This is a genomic window from Acinetobacter zhairuonensis (assembly GCF_022601715.1).
In the GTDB taxonomy this organism is placed as follows: domain Bacteria; phylum Pseudomonadota; class Gammaproteobacteria; order Pseudomonadales; family Moraxellaceae; genus Acinetobacter.
Genome location: NZ_JAKVIM010000001.1, coordinates 41,981 through 58,195, shown reverse-complemented (window position 1 = coordinate 58,195; position 16,215 = coordinate 41,981). Strand labels below are relative to the sequence as shown.

12 protein-coding genes and 4 tRNA genes are annotated in these 16,215 nt (G+C 43.0%); 9 read left to right on the top strand and 7 right to left on the bottom strand.

Going from position 1 to position 16,215, the window contains the following annotated elements:
- Positions 1–2 precede the first annotated feature (2 nt).
- Positions 3–746 (bottom strand): transcriptional regulator LldR, encoded by a 744-nt coding sequence (gene lldR, locus MKI85_RS00290; RefSeq protein WP_241623884.1) that lies wholly within the window; start codon positions 744–746, stop codon positions 3–5.
- A gap of 25 nt (positions 747–771) precedes the next feature.
- The gene (gene lldP / locus MKI85_RS00285; protein ID WP_241623882.1) at positions 772–2,439 is read right to left on the bottom strand and encodes an L-lactate permease; all 1,668 of its coding nucleotides are present in this window, start codon (positions 2,437–2,439) and stop codon (positions 772–774) included.
- Between the two features lie 572 nt (positions 2,440–3,011).
- Between lldP and argG the strand changes: the two genes are divergently transcribed.
- The 9 genes from argG (at position 3,012) to MKI85_RS00240 (ending at position 9,137) form a co-directional block, all read left to right on the top strand.
- A complete protein-coding gene (gene argG, locus MKI85_RS00280) occupies positions 3,012–4,352 on the top strand; it encodes an argininosuccinate synthase (protein ID WP_241623880.1) in 1,341 nt (446 codons plus the stop codon).
- Positions 4,353–4,618: 266 nt separating this feature from the next.
- Entirely contained in the window at positions 4,619–5,653 is a 1,035-nt protein-coding gene (gene pyrC / locus MKI85_RS00275) for a dihydroorotase (protein ID WP_241623878.1), read from the top strand.
- On the top strand, positions 5,638–6,297 hold the full coding sequence (rnt, locus tag MKI85_RS00270; RefSeq protein WP_241623876.1) for a ribonuclease T: 660 nt from the start codon (positions 5,638–5,640) through the stop codon (positions 6,295–6,297). The genes pyrC and rnt overlap by 16 nt, the downstream gene beginning before the upstream one ends.
- Before the next feature lie 20 nt (positions 6,298–6,317).
- Positions 6,318–6,393, top strand: a tRNA-Glu gene (locus tag MKI85_RS00265).
- A gap of 102 nt (positions 6,394–6,495) precedes the next feature.
- Positions 6,496–6,648 (top strand): hypothetical protein, encoded by a 153-nt coding sequence (locus tag MKI85_RS00260; RefSeq protein ID WP_241623874.1) that lies wholly within the window; start codon positions 6,496–6,498, stop codon positions 6,646–6,648.
- 432 nt (positions 6,649–7,080) lie between these two features.
- Positions 7,081–7,156: transfer RNA gene (locus tag MKI85_RS00255), tRNA-Glu, on the top strand.
- 111 nt (positions 7,157–7,267) lie between these two features.
- A complete protein-coding gene (locus MKI85_RS00250; protein WP_241623872.1) occupies positions 7,268–8,695 on the top strand; it encodes an amino acid permease in 1,428 nt (475 codons plus the stop codon).
- Between the two features lie 248 nt (positions 8,696–8,943).
- A tRNA-Glu gene (locus tag MKI85_RS00245) sits at positions 8,944–9,019 on the top strand.
- 42 nt (positions 9,020–9,061) lie between these two features.
- A tRNA-Glu gene (locus MKI85_RS00240) sits at positions 9,062–9,137 on the top strand.
- 159 nt (positions 9,138–9,296) lie between these two features.
- On the opposite strand, the gene MKI85_RS00235 is transcribed toward MKI85_RS00240, so the two are convergent.
- From MKI85_RS00235 to MKI85_RS00215, 5 genes are all read right to left on the bottom strand, one after another.
- On the bottom strand, positions 9,297–10,541 hold the full coding sequence (locus tag MKI85_RS00235) for an NADH:flavin oxidoreductase/NADH oxidase family protein (RefSeq protein ID WP_241623870.1): 1,245 nt from the start codon (positions 10,539–10,541) through the stop codon (positions 9,297–9,299).
- A gap of 98 nt (positions 10,542–10,639) precedes the next feature.
- Positions 10,640–12,232: a dipeptide ABC transporter ATP-binding protein gene (locus tag MKI85_RS00230; protein WP_241623868.1), complete on the bottom strand. Its 1,593-nt coding sequence runs from the start codon at positions 12,230–12,232 to the stop codon at positions 10,640–10,642.
- Positions 12,210–13,220 (bottom strand): ABC transporter permease, encoded by a 1,011-nt coding sequence (locus MKI85_RS00225; protein ID WP_241623866.1) that lies wholly within the window; start codon positions 13,218–13,220, stop codon positions 12,210–12,212. Before MKI85_RS00225 ends, MKI85_RS00230 begins: the two co-directional genes overlap by 23 nt.
- A complete protein-coding gene (locus MKI85_RS00220) occupies positions 13,220–14,284 on the bottom strand; it encodes a microcin C ABC transporter permease YejB (protein WP_241623865.1) in 1,065 nt (354 codons plus the stop codon). The genes MKI85_RS00225 and MKI85_RS00220 overlap by 1 nt, the downstream gene beginning before the upstream one ends.
- Positions 14,285–14,363: 79 nt before the next feature.
- A complete protein-coding gene (locus MKI85_RS00215) occupies positions 14,364–16,154 on the bottom strand; it encodes an extracellular solute-binding protein (RefSeq protein WP_241624414.1) in 1,791 nt (596 codons plus the stop codon).
- Between the last annotated feature and the right edge of the window lie 61 nt (positions 16,155–16,215).

The following is a 16,215-nucleotide window of genomic DNA, read 5'->3' as shown; positions in this document are numbered from 1 at the left end:
GGTTATATCCTGTTTAAACGGCTCGAACGTTGTCGACGAGCTTCTTCCTCATCAATCGAACGTACTTGCTGAACTACAAACTCTATGTGCCCACACACAGCCTTGCGTGCGGCTTCGGGGTCTCGGCGCTCAATGGCATCAATCACTTGTAAATGCTGTTCATGCAATTGGTCAAAACGGTGGGCTTCGGAATAGACTTTGCGTCGTCCTAATGCCACGTTAAATTGCAATAAATCGAACACGCCACGCATGACTTGAATCAGCACCAGATTGTGCGAAGCTTCTGCAATCGCCAGATGGAAATTGGCATCGGCACGTGCCGCTTGCTCATCATCACCCAAAGACTGAAAATGGGTAATTTGGTCATAACAATCGCGGATGTGCTGAATATCTTCAGGGGTAGCACGCAAAGCCGCATGCCAAGCGGTGCCACCCTCTAAAATAATTCGGGCTTCCTGCACATCAAAACGATAAGCAGGATCTTCATCCATTAACTCACTCAATGGCTGCACAATCTGATGCTGCGACCAAGAGCTGGGTAATTGCTGTAAATAAGTCCCCGCTCCAACTTTGCTGACCAGCATGCCCTGACTGGTCAGTTGCTGTATCGCCTCACGCAAAGAGGAGCGAGATACACCGAGTTGCTCACACAACTTTCTTTCAGCGGGTAAACGGTCTCCGACTTTCATTTGTTGGGTCTCAATCAAATGACGTAAACTTTGTAAAACTCTGTCAGAGACTTTCATACCGCGGTCCTTCAATCTACGGGTGTTATGGAATCATCCATGGGAACACATATGCTTGTAAGGTAATAATAATACCGATCATTACTGTAAAAGTGATACTGTGTTTCACTGTAAAACGGAACAAATCGGATTCTTTACCCACCAAGCCCACTGCCGCACAGGCAATTGCAATAGATTGAGGGGAAATCATTTTACCAGTTACACCACCACTGGTATTGGCAGCCACCAATAACACTTCTGGCACACCAATTTGTTGTGCAGTCGTTGCTTGTAGCGCACTGAACAAGGCATTTGCAGAAGTATCTGAACCGGTCAAGAACACCCCGATCCAGCCCAAGAATGGTGAGAAGAAGGTAAATGCATGACCTGTATGTGCCAAAGCCAATGCCAAAGTTGCAGACATGCCAGAATAGTTGGCGATAAAGGCAAATGCCAACACCATACCAATTGAATAAATTGGGGTTTTTAATTCATTGATGGTTTCACCAAAGGTCACTACTGCTTCGCGTGGCTTCATTTTTAAATAAATGATGGTGATGATTGCTGCAATCATGATTGCAGTCCCTGTCGCAGACAGCCAGTCAAACTTAAAGATAGCGTCATAGTCTTTAATTTCAGGCACGACAGGTGGCATTTTTTGAACCACTTGATGCAAGAACGGCACTTTGATTGAAATCACAAGATCATGCAATGCACCATCTTTGGCGAACAAATCTTTAAATGGTTTGATACTCCAGATCGTCACCATCACGGTTAAGATCATGAATGGAGACCATGCCTTGGCAATTTGACCAATTGAATATGTCTTCTGTTGGTCTGCATTTAAGCTATTCGCATCGATATGCATATCTTCAGCTTTGAAACGGAAAATATGTTTCGGTTTCCAGTATTTCAATAAAATAGTCAAGCTCACCAAAGAAGCAATTGCCGCAGTAATGTCGGGTAATTCTGGACCTACATAGTTAGAAGTGAGGAATTGCGCCAGTGCGAATGAACCGCCACCGACCAATACCGCAGGCCAAGTTTCCTTCACACCGCGCCAGCCATCCATAATGGCCATAATCCAGAACAACACAATTGGCACCATAAATGGCAATTGGCGACCGACCATCTGGCTGATCTCGTGCGTGTCTACCCCAGACACCTGACCCGCTACAATAATTGGAATCCCCATAGCGCCAAATGCAACAGGTGCAGTATTCACAATTAAGCATAAGCCCGCTGCATATAACGGTTTAAATCCAAGTCCAACCAATAAAGCAGCCGTAATCGCTACGGGCGCACCAAAACCTGCCGCACCTTCAAGGAAGGTACCAAAGGCAAAGCCCACCAACAGCATTTGTAAACGCTGATCTTCAGTAATCGACAAAATAGAAGAACGGATAATGTCAAATTGACCCGTTTTCACCGAAATTTTATATAGGAAAACTGCCCCGATAATAATCCAAGCGATTGGCCATAAGCCGTAAAAGAAGCCATAAACCAAAGAAGCAAATGCCATCATAGTCGGCATTTGATAGGCAAATAAAGAAACCAACAGCGCTAAAACAACGGTAATTGTCCCAGCGACGCTACCCTTCAGGCGAAATACAGCCAACGCTAAAAAGAAAAAAACAATTGGAATAAGTGCAATTAAACTGGAAAGCCAGATATTGCCAATAGGATCGTAAACTTGCTGCCAATGTTGAAGCATTGTCGTCTCCTTGAAATGCTTGCTAGAACCTTGAGTTGGTCAGATCATCCTGAGGTAAAAATACCATATTGGTCAGACCAATAAACCAAAAGCGTAAAAAAATAATCACAGTGTGCACCATTATAGTAATTTTAAACCCAAAACAGGTCAATAAAAAAGCATAATAAATATATTGGTCAGACCAATATATTTGATCAATTTATAAAAACCTCTGTTTTTAGAGAAAATACACAATCCACTTAACGTCCCTGTTTTTATTTATTTTTTTTAAATATATCCAACCCAACTGGTCATTTATTCAACTTTAGTCGAATGGATTCATTTGTTGTACATTTATACAGGCATCCGAGCACTTGTCTGATTTTAATGTGAATTACCAATACTCAACATGCAGCAAAATATTGCCTCTAATCACTTAAATCCTCGTATATCCCTTAGAAAATTTACTGTTTTTTTTATTTTGACTTTGTTTTGCGAAAACAAGCGTCTGGAAAAGTGCTACAATCGCAAAAATATATATTCTTTCAGGCCACCCATTCTCGGTGCCTATATTTATATCGTTAGGATTAACAATGACTGATAATGCAACTATCTTGCAGAATGTCCCAGTTGGCAAAAAAGTTGGTATTGCCTTCTCTGGTGGTCTAGATACTTCAGCTGCTTTATTGTGGATGAAACAAAAAGGCGCAGAGCCTTATGCATATACGGCAAACTTAGGTCAGCCTGATGAAGATGACTACGATGCCATTCCTAAAAAAGCTGAAGCTTACGGTGCGGTAAAAGCACGTTTGGTTGACTGCCGTATGCAACTTGCGCTTGAAGGTATTGCAGCAATTCAGTGTGGTGCTTTCCATATTAGCACTGGCGGTATGCCATATTTCAACACGACTCCTCTTGGTCGTGCAGTAACAGGTACTATGCTTGTAACTGCAATGAAAGAAGACGACGTGAACATCTGGGGTGATGGTTCAACGTACAAAGGTAATGACATTGAACGTTTCTACCGTTATGGTTTGTTGACCAACCCAGCGCTTAAAATTTACAAACCTTGGTTAGACCAAACCTTTATTGATGAATTAGGTGGCCGTGCAGAAATGTCACAGTTCCTCATCGACAATGGTTTTGACTACAAAATGTCGAAAGAGAAAGCTTACTCAACTGACTCAAACATGTTGGGTGCGACTCACGAAGCAAAAGATCTTGAATACCTTAATGCTGGCATCAAAATCGTAGACCCAATCATGGGCGTGGCATTCTGGAAAGATGACGTAAAAATTGATGCTGAAGAAGTATCGATTACTTTTGAAGAAGGCTTCCCTGTAGCGCTGAACGGTCAACGTTTTGAAAATCCAGTCGACTTTATTCTTGAAGCGAACCGTATTGGTGGTCGTCATGGTCTAGGTATGTCTGACCAAATCGAAAACCGTATTATCGAAGCGAAATCTCGTGGTATTTATGAAGCACCAGGTATGGCGTTACTTCATATTGCTTACGAGCGTTTAGTGACTGGTATTCATAACGAAGACACAATTGAACAATACCGTATCAACGGTTTACGTTTAGGTCGTTTGTTATACCAAGGTCGTTGGTTCGATTCACAAGCACTCATGTTGCGTGAAACTGCTCAACGTTGGGTTGCTAAAGCGATTACTGGTACTGTGACTTTAGAATTACGTCGTGGTAATGACTACACCATCATGAATACTGAATCTCCGAACCTCACTTATGAAGCTGAGCGTTTAACCATGGAGAAAGGTGATTCAATGTTTACGCCAATGGATCGTATTGGTCAGTTAACCATGCGTAACCTAGACATTACTGATACACGTGCGAAACTTGGTATCTATACAAACTCAGGTTTATTGTCGATTGGTGCTGGTTCTGCAGTGCCACAATTGAAAGACAAAAACTAAGGTTTTCAACTACTGAATACCTAAAGAAAAGACCGCCCCAAGTTGGCGGTTTTTTCTTTTATTTTCTTCAGTTTTATATTACTTTAATCCCTGTTCGAAACCAGCTAAATCCCAAGATTTACCAACTGAGTCAATTCTCTCCTCACAGAAAAACAATAAAAATGCCTTCTATATTTACCAGAATTAAGCCATTTATCTGTAATTCGACTTAGCATTGCAGACTGATATAGATTATCATCTGATTTATTTTTTAGTCCGAAATCGCCTTGAATACGATTACTCTTTTGCAGCCAGACGATTGGCATGCCCACTTACGTGACGGCCTTGCACTGAAACGTACCGTTCCCGATTTAGCAAACCAGTTTAAGCGTGCGATTTGTATGCCTAATCTTGTTCCACCCGTGAAAACTGTGGACGAAGCACTTGCTTATCGTGAACGCATTATGGCGCATGTGCCAGAAGGCAATCCGTTTGACCCACGTATGGTGCTGTATTTCACAGATAGTACTCCAGCGAGTGAAGTCAAAAAAATCAAAGATTCCGAGTTCGTGAATGCCATCAAACTTTATCCTGCTGGTGCAACCACTAACTCGGACAATGGCGTAAGTGATATTCGCAAAGTCTATGCGGTGATTGAGCAACTTGAAGAACATCAAGTGCCACTGCTATTACATGGTGAAGTCACACATAATCATGTCGATATTTTTGACCGTGAAAAGCGCTTCTTAGATGAAGTGTTAGCGCCACTATTAAAGCAATTCCCGAAATTAAAATTGGTACTTGAACACATCACCACCAGTGAAGCTGCGCATTTTGTGTTAGAACAAGACCGTAATGTTGCTGCGACCATCACCCCGCAACATTTATTATTTAATCGCAATGACATGTTGGTTGGTGGGATTAAACCGCATTTCTATTGCTTGCCAATTTTAAAACGCCAGACGCACCAGCAAACACTGTTGGAAGTGGCAACCAGTGGCAATCCTAAATTCTTCTTAGGGACTGACAGTGCTCCGCACTCGAAAAATGCCAAAGAAAATGCTTGTGGTTGTGCGGGCTGCTATAGTGCGCCAACGGCAATTGAACTTTATGCTCAAGCCTTTGACCAAGTGAATAAGCTAGAACGACTTGAAGGCTTCGCTAGCCACTTTGGTGCAGACTTCTATGGTCTTCCACGTAATACAGAAACCATTACACTTGTGAAAGAAGATCAAGTGATTCCTGAAAGTTTTGATTATTTAGATGGTGACAAGATTATCCCGCTTTATGCAGGTAAAACCATCCAATGGAGAAAAGTGTGACAAATGAAACTCTACCAGTAATTGGTCAGCGTTTCCGTGGATTTTTACCTGTGGTGGTCGATGTCGAAACCGCAGGTTTTAATTCCCAAAGTGACGCGCTGTTAGAAATAGCAGCGATTCCAATTATTTACGATGCAGATGGCAAGTTTGTACCTGGTGAAGCCCACCACGCACACATCAACCCGTTTGAAGGCGCAAATCTAGATCGTCGCTCACTGGACTTTATTGGGATTGATCCCTTTAATCCCATGCGAGTCGCGATGGCTGAAGATGAAAAATCAGCATTAAAGCGGATTTTCAAAGCGGTGAATGAAGTTCGTCGCCAACAAAATTGCACCCATGCCATTTTAGTCGGTCACAATGCTCATTTTGATTTGGGTTTTGTGCAAGCTGCTATTGCACGTACAGGCACCAAAAATCAAAATCCGTTTCACAGTTTCTCGGTATTTGACACCGTGACCTTAAGTGCAATTACTTTTGGTCAAACCGTACTTGCCAAATCCTGTATTCAAGCGGGCATTGAGTTTGATGGCAAAGAAGCACACTCAGCTTTGTATGACACACGAAAGACTGCAGAACTGTTTTGCTATATTTTGAACAAACTCTCTCCTCATATACTTGACACTTTGGTGGCGGATCAATAAGATACCGCCATCTTCTAAACGTCCCTATCGTCTAGAGGCCTAGGACATCGCCCTTTCACGGCGGTAACCGGGGTTCGAATCCCCGTAGGGACGCCATCTATTTGCTTTCGCAAAAACGCATATCTAAACATTCAACCTTCATTCTACGACCTAGAATTGGTTATACTGACGTCTTTATTTTTCAATTCTGATTGACCTATGTTGAAGAAAATTTTACTGGTTTTACTGATTCTTTCTCCATCAGCGATTTATTTGTATATTGCATCGAAAGATGATCCAAAAGCATCTTCTACCACTCAAATGACTCCGTCCGAGCCGGTACACAATCCGCATCAGACACCAGACCATTAAGTCAGGTCGTCCGTTCAATTGATTGATTGATGCCCGCAGTTTATTACTCTAATAAATTGCATGATTCCATGATCTCTAATGACTCATTTTCTCAATGGTAAAATCCTTCCAAACCATTTGAACAGCTAATTTTCAATCTCCTCTGTTATCAATAAAAAAATCTAAACCAACCTGGATGAGCATTCTAAAAATGAATCAAGAAACGTCTTGCTTGACTCTATTTTCGACGCGATATATATATAAATTTGATTCAAACTTTAATCCAACCAAGACCATGCAAAAGCATATTAAGTAGGCTTAAACCGTAAAAAATTGCGCTTAACTCAATAAGTAAGACATTTTTTACACAAACAGACTCATTTTTTAGAAATAATGTAATAACATATTTGACAGTAAAGAAAAAAATACATAATATACGCATCACCTCGCAACGTCCCTATCGTCTAGAGGCCTAGGACATCGCCCTTTCACGGCGGTAACCGGGGTTCGAATCCCCGTAGGGACGCCATATCTCGTTTCATACGATCATTCAAAACGCATAATTCATTATTATTACATTGCAGATTTGTAGTTTTGCACTACAATAGCGCGCTTCATTATTCTATTTTCTCTCTCTCTTATGCAGTCATCTCAATCTCCGAATGATGCTATGCATCAGGGCAATTCTGCGCCTTTAAAACGCGCTATGAGTACTCGACATCTGGTCATGATTTCACTTGGTGGTGCAATCGGGACAGGTCTATTTTTAGGGTCGGGTGAAGTCATTGCACAAACGGGGCCTGTAGGTGCCATCATCGCTTATATCTTAGGTGGTTTAATTGCCTATATGGTGATGTTATGTCTGGGAGAACTGGCGGTACACATGCCTGTATCAGGTTCTTTCGGCGCATATGCACAAAAATACATAGGTCCAGGGACAGGCTATACCATTACATGGCTATATTGGCTCACATGGACAGCAACCCTCGGAACTGAATTCACCGCAGCTGCCCTGCTGATGCAGGAATGGTTCCCACATATTTCCGTCTGGATTTGGACGCTGATCTTTGCAGCCATTATTTTTGGCCTAAACATGAGTTCAACCCGACTTTTTGCAGAATCAGAGTTCTGGTTGTCTCTGGTTAAAGTCGTGACCGTTATCAGTTTCATTATTTTAGGTCTCTTGGCTATCTTTGGTGTGTTGTCATTCCAAGGCTATAGCTCGGCACCATTGTTTAGCAACCTCACCGCAGAGGGCTGGTTCCCGCAAGGCTTATTCCCAATCTTTGCCACCATGTTAATTGTTAACTTTGCCTTCTCGGGTACAGAGTTAATCGGTGTGGCTGCGGGTGAAACCGAAGATCCTGCAAAAAATGTCCCTAAAGCGATCAATGCTGCCATTTGGCGCTTATTGATTTTCTTTGTGGGTACCATTGTGGTGATTAGTGCCCTACTGCCACATCAAATGGCAGGCTTGGGTGGTAGCGGCGTCAGTAGCAGTCCATTCGTGACGGTATTTACCTATATTGGTATTCCACATGCGGAAGACATTATTCGCTTTGTGATTATTACTGCATTGCTGTCAGCTGCAAACTCAGGTTTATATGCTGCTTCACGTATGATGTGGGCTTTGTCTGACAAGAAGCAATTGCCTGCAGTATTCTCAAAGGTGAATCACAAAGGTATTCCAACGGTTGCCATTATTGTCACCATGTTTGGTGCGATTCCTGGTTTACTGTCGGAGCAATTTGCACCTGAAACCATCTTCAAAAACCTCTTAGGGGTTGCAGCATTCACCATGGTCGTGGTGTGGATGAGCATTTGCTTAAGCCAATTCAATTTCCGCCGCCAATGGTATAAACAAGGTCGTACCGCGAAAGAGTTGGGCTTTGCAGCACCACTGTTCCCGATTGTGCCTATTTTAGGTTTTGTCTTCTGTTTTATCACCTGTATTAGTATGGCAGCAGATCCTGAAATGTGGGCGGGCTTTATTGGCTGTTTAATCTTTATTGCACTGTGCTATCTCAGCTATTACGTGTTTTATCACCATAAAACACCTCAAGCATAAGCACATGAAAAAGAGCGACCCGAGTCGCTCTTTTCTTTTAGGTTTTTTAAAAACCTATATCATCCCTGCACACGCTGAACTCTAAATCATGAGTACTTTCTGCGTTTTTCGACAAAAATGCGTATTGTTTAATCAGACCCCCACAATTTGTTTTAATTTTAAACATATACGCGTATTTTTCAATTTTATTGCAGAAAAATGTTTGACACTCCCCGTTATTCGCCCTAATATACGCCCACCTCTGAAACGTCCCTATCGTCTAGAGGCCTAGGACATCGCCCTTTCACGGCGGTAACCGGGGTTCGAATCCCCGTAGGGACGCCATTTAATTGATGGTTTAGTTTTCAGAAGTACCTGCCTCATTAAGTCCCTATCGTCTAGAGGCCTAGGACATCGCCCTTTCACGGCGGTAACCGGGGTTCGAATCCCCGTAGGGACGCCATATTCCGAGATGTTTCATCTCATAAAAAAGCCTGAGCATAATGACTCAGGCTTTTTTATTTTCTATAGGCTTTGCAAACGATTTCATGTGTGCAGACGCTTATCCCGTAGAACTGGCAGATAAACAGCTGCACGCAAAAGATCAATCAAATACCAAAAATTATGCACTCTTACGCGAGTTAATTTGCCCTTGGATTACGGCTTTTAAATTACCCGTCACATAACTGCAAAATACTTTCAGTGGTGAAAGCTTTGGATTTGGGCGTTTACCGTGAGCAATCGACTTAAATTGAGCGGCATACCAAATAATTTCCATAATCGCCATTTTATCGACCATTGGAATACCTGTTTTAATCTTATCAACGGCATAACGGACATCTTGTCCAACCAACACACGATCTGCTAAATCGGTTTCGACTGCAAATGGACGCGCAATACCAATAAAGTCACAAGCCCCGCTTTCCAGCGCAGCATTCATGCCTTGAGCTGTACGAAAGCCTCCTGTCACCATTAGATGGCAACTCACTTGCTGTCGGATCTTTTCAGCAAAATCGAGGAAATAGGCTTCACGGGCAATGGTGCTGGCTTTCCGCTTGTCTTCTTTGGCTCCCGCCATTGCGGGTGCTTCATAGGTACCGCCAGAAATCTCGATCAAATCAATCCCTGCAGCATCTATCGCTTTAAATACGGTAATCACATCTTCCTCAGTGATACCACCGCGCTGAAAATCAGCCGAATTGAGTTTGACTGAAATGATGAAATCATCTGAGGTTGCTGCACGCACGGCTTGATAGATTTCCATCAGAAAGCGCATACGATTCTCTATACTGCCTCCCCACTGATCTTGACGCTTGTTGGTCAACGGTGAGAGAAACTGACTAATGAGATAACCATGCGCCCCATGCAGTTGTACGCCTTCAAAACCAGCTTTTTCACAAATCTGTGCCGCACGAGCGAAACGCTGAATAATCTCTAAAATTTCGTCTTCTCTTAATTCTCTCGGTGTGCCAAAAGTCGTTGCCAACATTGGACTAAATGGAACAGCAGAAGGTGCTACAGTTTCACGATTGATGCCTTTGGTACATTGTCGTCCTGGATGCGACAATTGCACCAACTGCACCATGCCATATTGTTGACCCAGTTTCGCCCATTGACGCAGCTCCGCAAGATCACGCTCAGATTCAAGCACCACCACACCCGGTTCATTTTTGGCACGTGCATCCACCATGACATTGCCTGTAATGGCACAACCCAAGCCACCTTTTGCCCAAGCCTCATATAAACCCAAATGTAGCCGATTAGGCTGCCCTACTTGATTAGCGAGTGCCTCACTCATTGCCCCTTTGATCATACGGTTTTTGAATGTTGTATTTCGAATCTGTAAAGGCTCGGCAATGCGACTCATCTGATATTCCTCATTCTTTTATTTAGTGATTTTACTCTAAATACTTTATCTGAGAGGTCAAGTCATATTTGACAATTTATTTTGTCAACTTTATCAATTTAACTGTACTGGCTCGCCTGAATCAGTTGCTGAGTATATGGACTTTGCGGATGAGCAAACAGTGCCTCCGTTGCCTGCATCTCGACCACTTGCGCTTCACGAAGAACCAAGATGTTTTGTGCGATAGCACGCACCACATGCAAATCATGGCTAATCAACACATAACTCAATTGATACTGCTGCTGTAAACGGCGTAAGAGCTGCACAATTGCCCGCTGCGTACTACGGTCTAAAGATGAAGTCGGTTCATCTAGAATCATCAATTGTGGCTGTAATATCAAGGCACGCGCCAAAGCGACCCGTTGCCGTTGCCCACCAGACAACTCATGCGGATAACGCAGCTTGAAGCTGTCGTCTAATTCTACATCGACTAAAGCCTGACTGACTTGCGCAGCAATCTCATGCTCAGGTTGCTGCTTGACAGTTAGACCTTCAGCAATAAGCTGCTCCACAGTTAAACGTGGATTTAAACTGCTAAATGGGTCCTGAAAGACCATCTGAAAGTCCGTGCGGAATGGACGTAATTGTTTTTGATTTAAGGTATTTAAATCCCGCTGCTGAAACAGGATCTTCCCTTGGCTCTGAATCAGACGCGCAATTGCCAAAGCCATTGAACTTTTACCTGAACCGCTTTCACCTACAATCCCCCAGCACTCACCTTGGTGTACTTGCAAACTGTCAATTTCAACGGCAGTGTGCTGTCCAGTGACACGATTCAACCAACCTTGCTTGATTGGATACTGCACCAACAACTGTTCTAATTGCAGGACTGTCGTGCTCATGACTGGTGCTAAGGCTTGACCAAAATCATGATTCATCAATTCACGGGTATAGGGAGTTGCAGGATGTTGAAAGACCTGCTCAGTTGCTCCTTGTTGCTCTACTCTACCCTGATTCATCACAATGACATCATCCGCATAGTGGCGGACCAAATTCAAATCATGACTAATCAAAATCAGTGACATCTTGCGTTGCTGTTGCAAATTTTTTAATAAATCCAGAATCTGTAGTTGCAGGGTCACATCTAAAGCTGTGGTCGGTTCATCTGCGATCAAAATCTCAGGGTCTAGTGCTAAAGCCGCGGCAATCATCACCCGTTGTCGCTGACCACCTGAAAGTTGGTGCGGATAGCGTTTTAGTAAGTGTTCAGGATGCTGTAAGCCCACATCCTTCAATAATTGCACGACCTTTTGGCATACCTGCTGTTTGGATAAGCCTTGCAAACTTAAGACCTCTCCAACGATTTTATCGACCTGATGTAAAGGATTCAGCGCGGTCATTGGGTCTTGGAAAATCATAGCGATTTTATGACCACGAATTGCTTGTAAATGCTGTGACCTACAAGTAAATAAGTCCACATCAGCATAGATTACAGAACCAGATCTGCTCAGACTCTGTGGTAATAAGCCTAACAAAGCCAGACAACTGATGGATTTACTCGATCCACTTTCCCCTACCAAAGCCAGTGTTTGCCCCTGATGCAGTTGAAAGGATAAGTTCTCTAGCAAAATATGCTGTTCATGCTGTATCTGAAGTTGCTTGACCTCTAAAATCACGGACGGCAAGCAATTAATGTCGTGGATCGGATGCATCTCGTGCCGCCTCCCCAATATAAATTAACAGTGACAATACAATTGCCAAAGTAAAGAAGCCTGCTAAAGCCAACCACGGTGCATCTAAGTTATTTTTACCTTGTAGCAAAATTTCACCTAACGATGCGGTATCAGCAGGTAAACCCAAACCTAGAAAATCCAACGCTGCTAAAGCAGTAATATTCGCAGTCAACATAAACGGTAACTGAGATAAACTGGAACTGATCACATTCGGCAAGATATGTCGCACAATAATCCGCGCATCGGACACCCCCAATGCACGTGCGGCTCGAACATAATCCAAATTACGGGCACGCAAAAATTCTGCTCGCACTAAATTGACTAAAGTCGTCCAGCCGAAAAATAGCATGATGACAAATAGCCAGTACACGCTTGGAGTAAAGATACTGACCAGAATCATCACCATAAACAGCATCGGCAAACCACCCCAGACTTCCAATATCCGTTGTCCGATCAAATCGATCCAACCGCCATAGTAGCCCTGTAATGCCCCAACAAAGATTCCGATCACTGCTGAAAACAAGGTTAGAGCAAAACCAAACAGCAGCGAAACACGTAAGGCGTATAGAATTCTGGCAAATACATCTCGTCCCTGATCATCTGTACCCAGCCAATTTTGTAATGTCGGTGCAGATGGAACTGGAACGGCTAAATCCAAATTAGGGGTTTGTGCCGCGTAACGAACCACAGGCCAAATCGCCCAGCCCTGATCGGCAATCAATTGCTGGACCACTGGATCTCTATAGTCCGCTTCTGATTCAAACACGCCACCAAAGGTGGTTTCAGGGTAGGCTTTAAAAACAGGAAAATAAAAAGAGTGTTGATATTTCACCAGCAACGGCTTTTCATTGGCAATCAGATTCGCACCCAAAGACAACACGAAAATCAAGCTAAATAAAATAAAGCAAAAATATCCCAAACGGTTTTGTCGAAACCGCTGTAGACGTGCTTGAATCATCGGAGACATTAGTGTTTCCCTCGTGATTCAAAATCAATCCTCGGATCAACACATTGATACAGCACATCACAGATTAAACGTAGGATTAAACCCAATAAGGTAAAGATAAACAAAGTGCCGAAGATGACAGGATAATCGCGCTGAATAATCGCCTCGAAGCCCAATAAGCCCAAACCATCCAGATTAAAGACAATCTCAATAAATAAATTACCGACAAAGAAAATACCCAATAAGGCTTCAGGCAAACCCGCCATAATCACCAATATGGCATTCCGAAATACATGCCCATACTGGACGCGGGACTCACTCAACCCTTTGGCACGTGCAGCCCAAACGTAGGGTTTATTCAGTTCTTCCAAAAATGAATATTTGGTTAAATAAGCCAAACTCGCAAATCCACCCAACACCATTGCCAATATCGGCAAAGTTAAGTGCCAAAAATAATCATGAACTTTAGCCAGCAGACTGAGTTGCTGGAAATTATCCGAGACCAAACCCTGTAGTGGGAACCACTGAAAATAGCTGCCACCAGCAAAGAAGACAATCAGCAAAATGGCAAAAACAAAGGCAGGCACCGCATAACCCATCGCTAAGATCAGTGAGGTGGTTTTATCAAACAACATGCCATGTTGTTTCGCCTTGCGAATCCCCAATGGAATGGCAATAAAATAAATCAGTAAACTGCTCCAAAGTCCCAAGGAAATTGAGACGGGCATTTTTTCCCAAATTAATTGAGTCACAGGCTTATCTTTGAAAAAACTAATGCCAAAATTGAAACTCAGATAGTTTTTCAGCATCAGACCAAAACGCATATAAGCAGGTTGATCAAAACCATACTGCGCTTCAATTTGCTGAATCATTTCCTCACTGAGTCCCTTTGCACCTTGATAATTGCTACTGTCAGGAGCTACACCGGCTTTAACGGCTTGTAAGCGCTGGAATGACTCGGCTTGTTGAATCGCACGCTCAACAGGTCCACTTGGGGCAATCTGAATCACAGCAAAGTTAATACAAAGAATAAAAAATAAGGTCGGAATAATCAGGAACAGCCTTTTTAGAATATACGTACCCAATTGCGTATCCTTATTTTTTGCATGATTTAAACGTCTAAGCGTATGGCATCACTGAAAATACCATAACAGCCCTCTAACTTTATTTGCCGAGGTATTGGCTGACTTTTCTGGCTTGTGCTGGATCACTCCACCAATAATCCAAACCTAAAGATAATTTTGGTTGTACTTTTGGTTGCTGGTACATGTTCCAATAGGCATACCAATTGTCATTTTTACCATAAGTCAGGATTTGATAATAACCTGCCCGTAACAAACGATCCAAAACTCGGGTTCGGACAATCAATTGTTCTCGGTTCGGTGCTTGTATGATCTGCTGCACCGCATGATCAATCTCGGCATTTTGAATGCCCGCATAATTATAGTTTCCAAACTCGCGTGCAGCACTACTACTCCACATTTGCGCCTGCTCACTGCCTGGAGTCAGCGACTGTGGCATTTCCAACGTAGTCACATCGAATTCGTAGCGGCGCATGCGCTCCATATATTGCGATACATCCACCTGACGCAATTTGACATTGATCCCGAGTTTTTTCAGATTGCGCATCCACGGCATAATGGTACGTTGTGCACCCTCTTGATAGAGCAACACTTCAAACTGAACTGCACGCCCGTTTTGACTATACAACTGCCCCTGCCGATATTGATATCCCGCTTTTAGCAAGATACTACGCGCTTGTAATAAATTCGGACGATTAAAGCCATCTGCATCAGACACAGGATATTTCCAGTTAGACAATACGCCTTGTCGTTGCAATGGATGTAGCTTGGATAAATAAGGCTGCAACAGTTTTAATTCCGCAGCACTCGGCTGCCCTGTCGCCGCTAACTCACTGCCTTGAAAATGGCTTTGTAGGCGTTGATACTGCCCATAAAATAAGGCTTTATTCAGCCATTCAAAATCGTAGGCATAGCTCAGCGCCTTCCGAAAATAAATATCATTAAATGGCGCTTTCCGGGTATTGAAGACCAAACTTTGATTGACCACAGGTCGTGCCAGACGATGACTATATTGCTTGACCATACCCGCTTTTACCGCTGGAAATTGATAACCCGTGACCCAGGTCTTGGTCTTCTTTTCTTCATGTAAGGTATATTGCCCCGACTTAAATCCCTCGAAGGCAATATCATTATTCCGGTAATACACATATTGCATGCGATCGAAATTGTAACGCCCACGATTAACCATTAAGTCTTTCGCCCAATAATGCGGGTTGCGTTTATAAGTAATGCTACGCCCCGCATCTATACGTTCAACTAAATAAGGACCTGAACCTAAAATCGGTTGCAACGTAATGCGGGTAAAATCTTTATTTTTCCAATCTTGCTTGGAGTAAATAGGGAGACTCGCCACAATCAGCGGCATTTCCTTAGTTTTATTGGACTTAAAACTGAATTTGACCTTTGATTTGGACAGCACTTCAGTTTTAGCCAAATTCGACAAATACATCTGTAAGCCCAAATTGGCTTTGGTTTGATAAGCATCGAAACTAAATTTGACATCTTCAGCAGTGACAGGCGTGCCATTACTGAAACGCGCTTGCGGGTTTAAATGAAAAATAATGAATTGAGGATTGGCAGGATCAAAGGTGACTTGATTGGCCAATAAGGGATACATCACGCCTGTTTCATCCAACGAATTATCCATTAAGGTATCAAATAAATAATTCACGCCCTCGGTGGCACTGCCTTTACCATTCATGCTATTCAGATTATCAAAAGTACCTGTTGCCGCGGTACTGATATAACCACCTTTTGGCGCTTGTGGATTAGCATAAGGCATCGCCTTTAAACCCGCATATTTCGGCTGACTATGCACAGCAATATAAGGCGTGGTCTGTACAGCTGACCACGCCTGTTGCATAACCATCATGCTGCTCGTGTAGAGCAAGTAAATAGCAATTGTTTTGCTCGTCATACGCACGGCAAACCTA

Bases quoted from the DNA above. Each gene is read 5' to 3' on its own strand.
- lldR (WP_241623884.1), bottom strand. From the start codon at position 746: ATGAAAGTCTCTGACAGAGTTTTACAAAGTTTACGTCATTTGATTGAG.
- lldP (WP_241623882.1), bottom strand. From the start codon at position 2,439: ATGCTTCAACATTGGCAGCAAGTTTACGATCCTATTGGCAATATCTGG.
- argG (WP_241623880.1), top strand. From the start codon at position 3,012: ATGACTGATAATGCAACTATCTTGCAGAATGTCCCAGTTGGCAAAAAA.
- rnt (WP_241623876.1), top strand. From the start codon at position 5,638: ATGGAGAAAAGTGTGACAAATGAAACTCTACCAGTAATTGGTCAGCGT.
- MKI85_RS00260 (WP_241623874.1), top strand. From the start codon at position 6,496: ATGTTGAAGAAAATTTTACTGGTTTTACTGATTCTTTCTCCATCAGCG.
- MKI85_RS00250 (WP_241623872.1), top strand. From the start codon at position 7,268: ATGCAGTCATCTCAATCTCCGAATGATGCTATGCATCAGGGCAATTCT.
- MKI85_RS00235 (WP_241623870.1), bottom strand. From the start codon at position 10,541: ATGAGTCGCATTGCCGAGCCTTTACAGATTCGAAATACAACATTCAAA.
- MKI85_RS00230 (WP_241623868.1), bottom strand. From the start codon at position 12,232: ATGCATCCGATCCACGACATTAATTGCTTGCCGTCCGTGATTTTAGAG.
- MKI85_RS00225 (WP_241623866.1), bottom strand. From the start codon at position 13,220: ATGTCTCCGATGATTCAAGCACGTCTACAGCGGTTTCGACAAAACCGT.
- MKI85_RS00215 (WP_241624414.1), bottom strand. From the start codon at position 16,154: ATGATGGTTATGCAACAGGCGTGGTCAGCTGTACAGACCACGCCTTAT.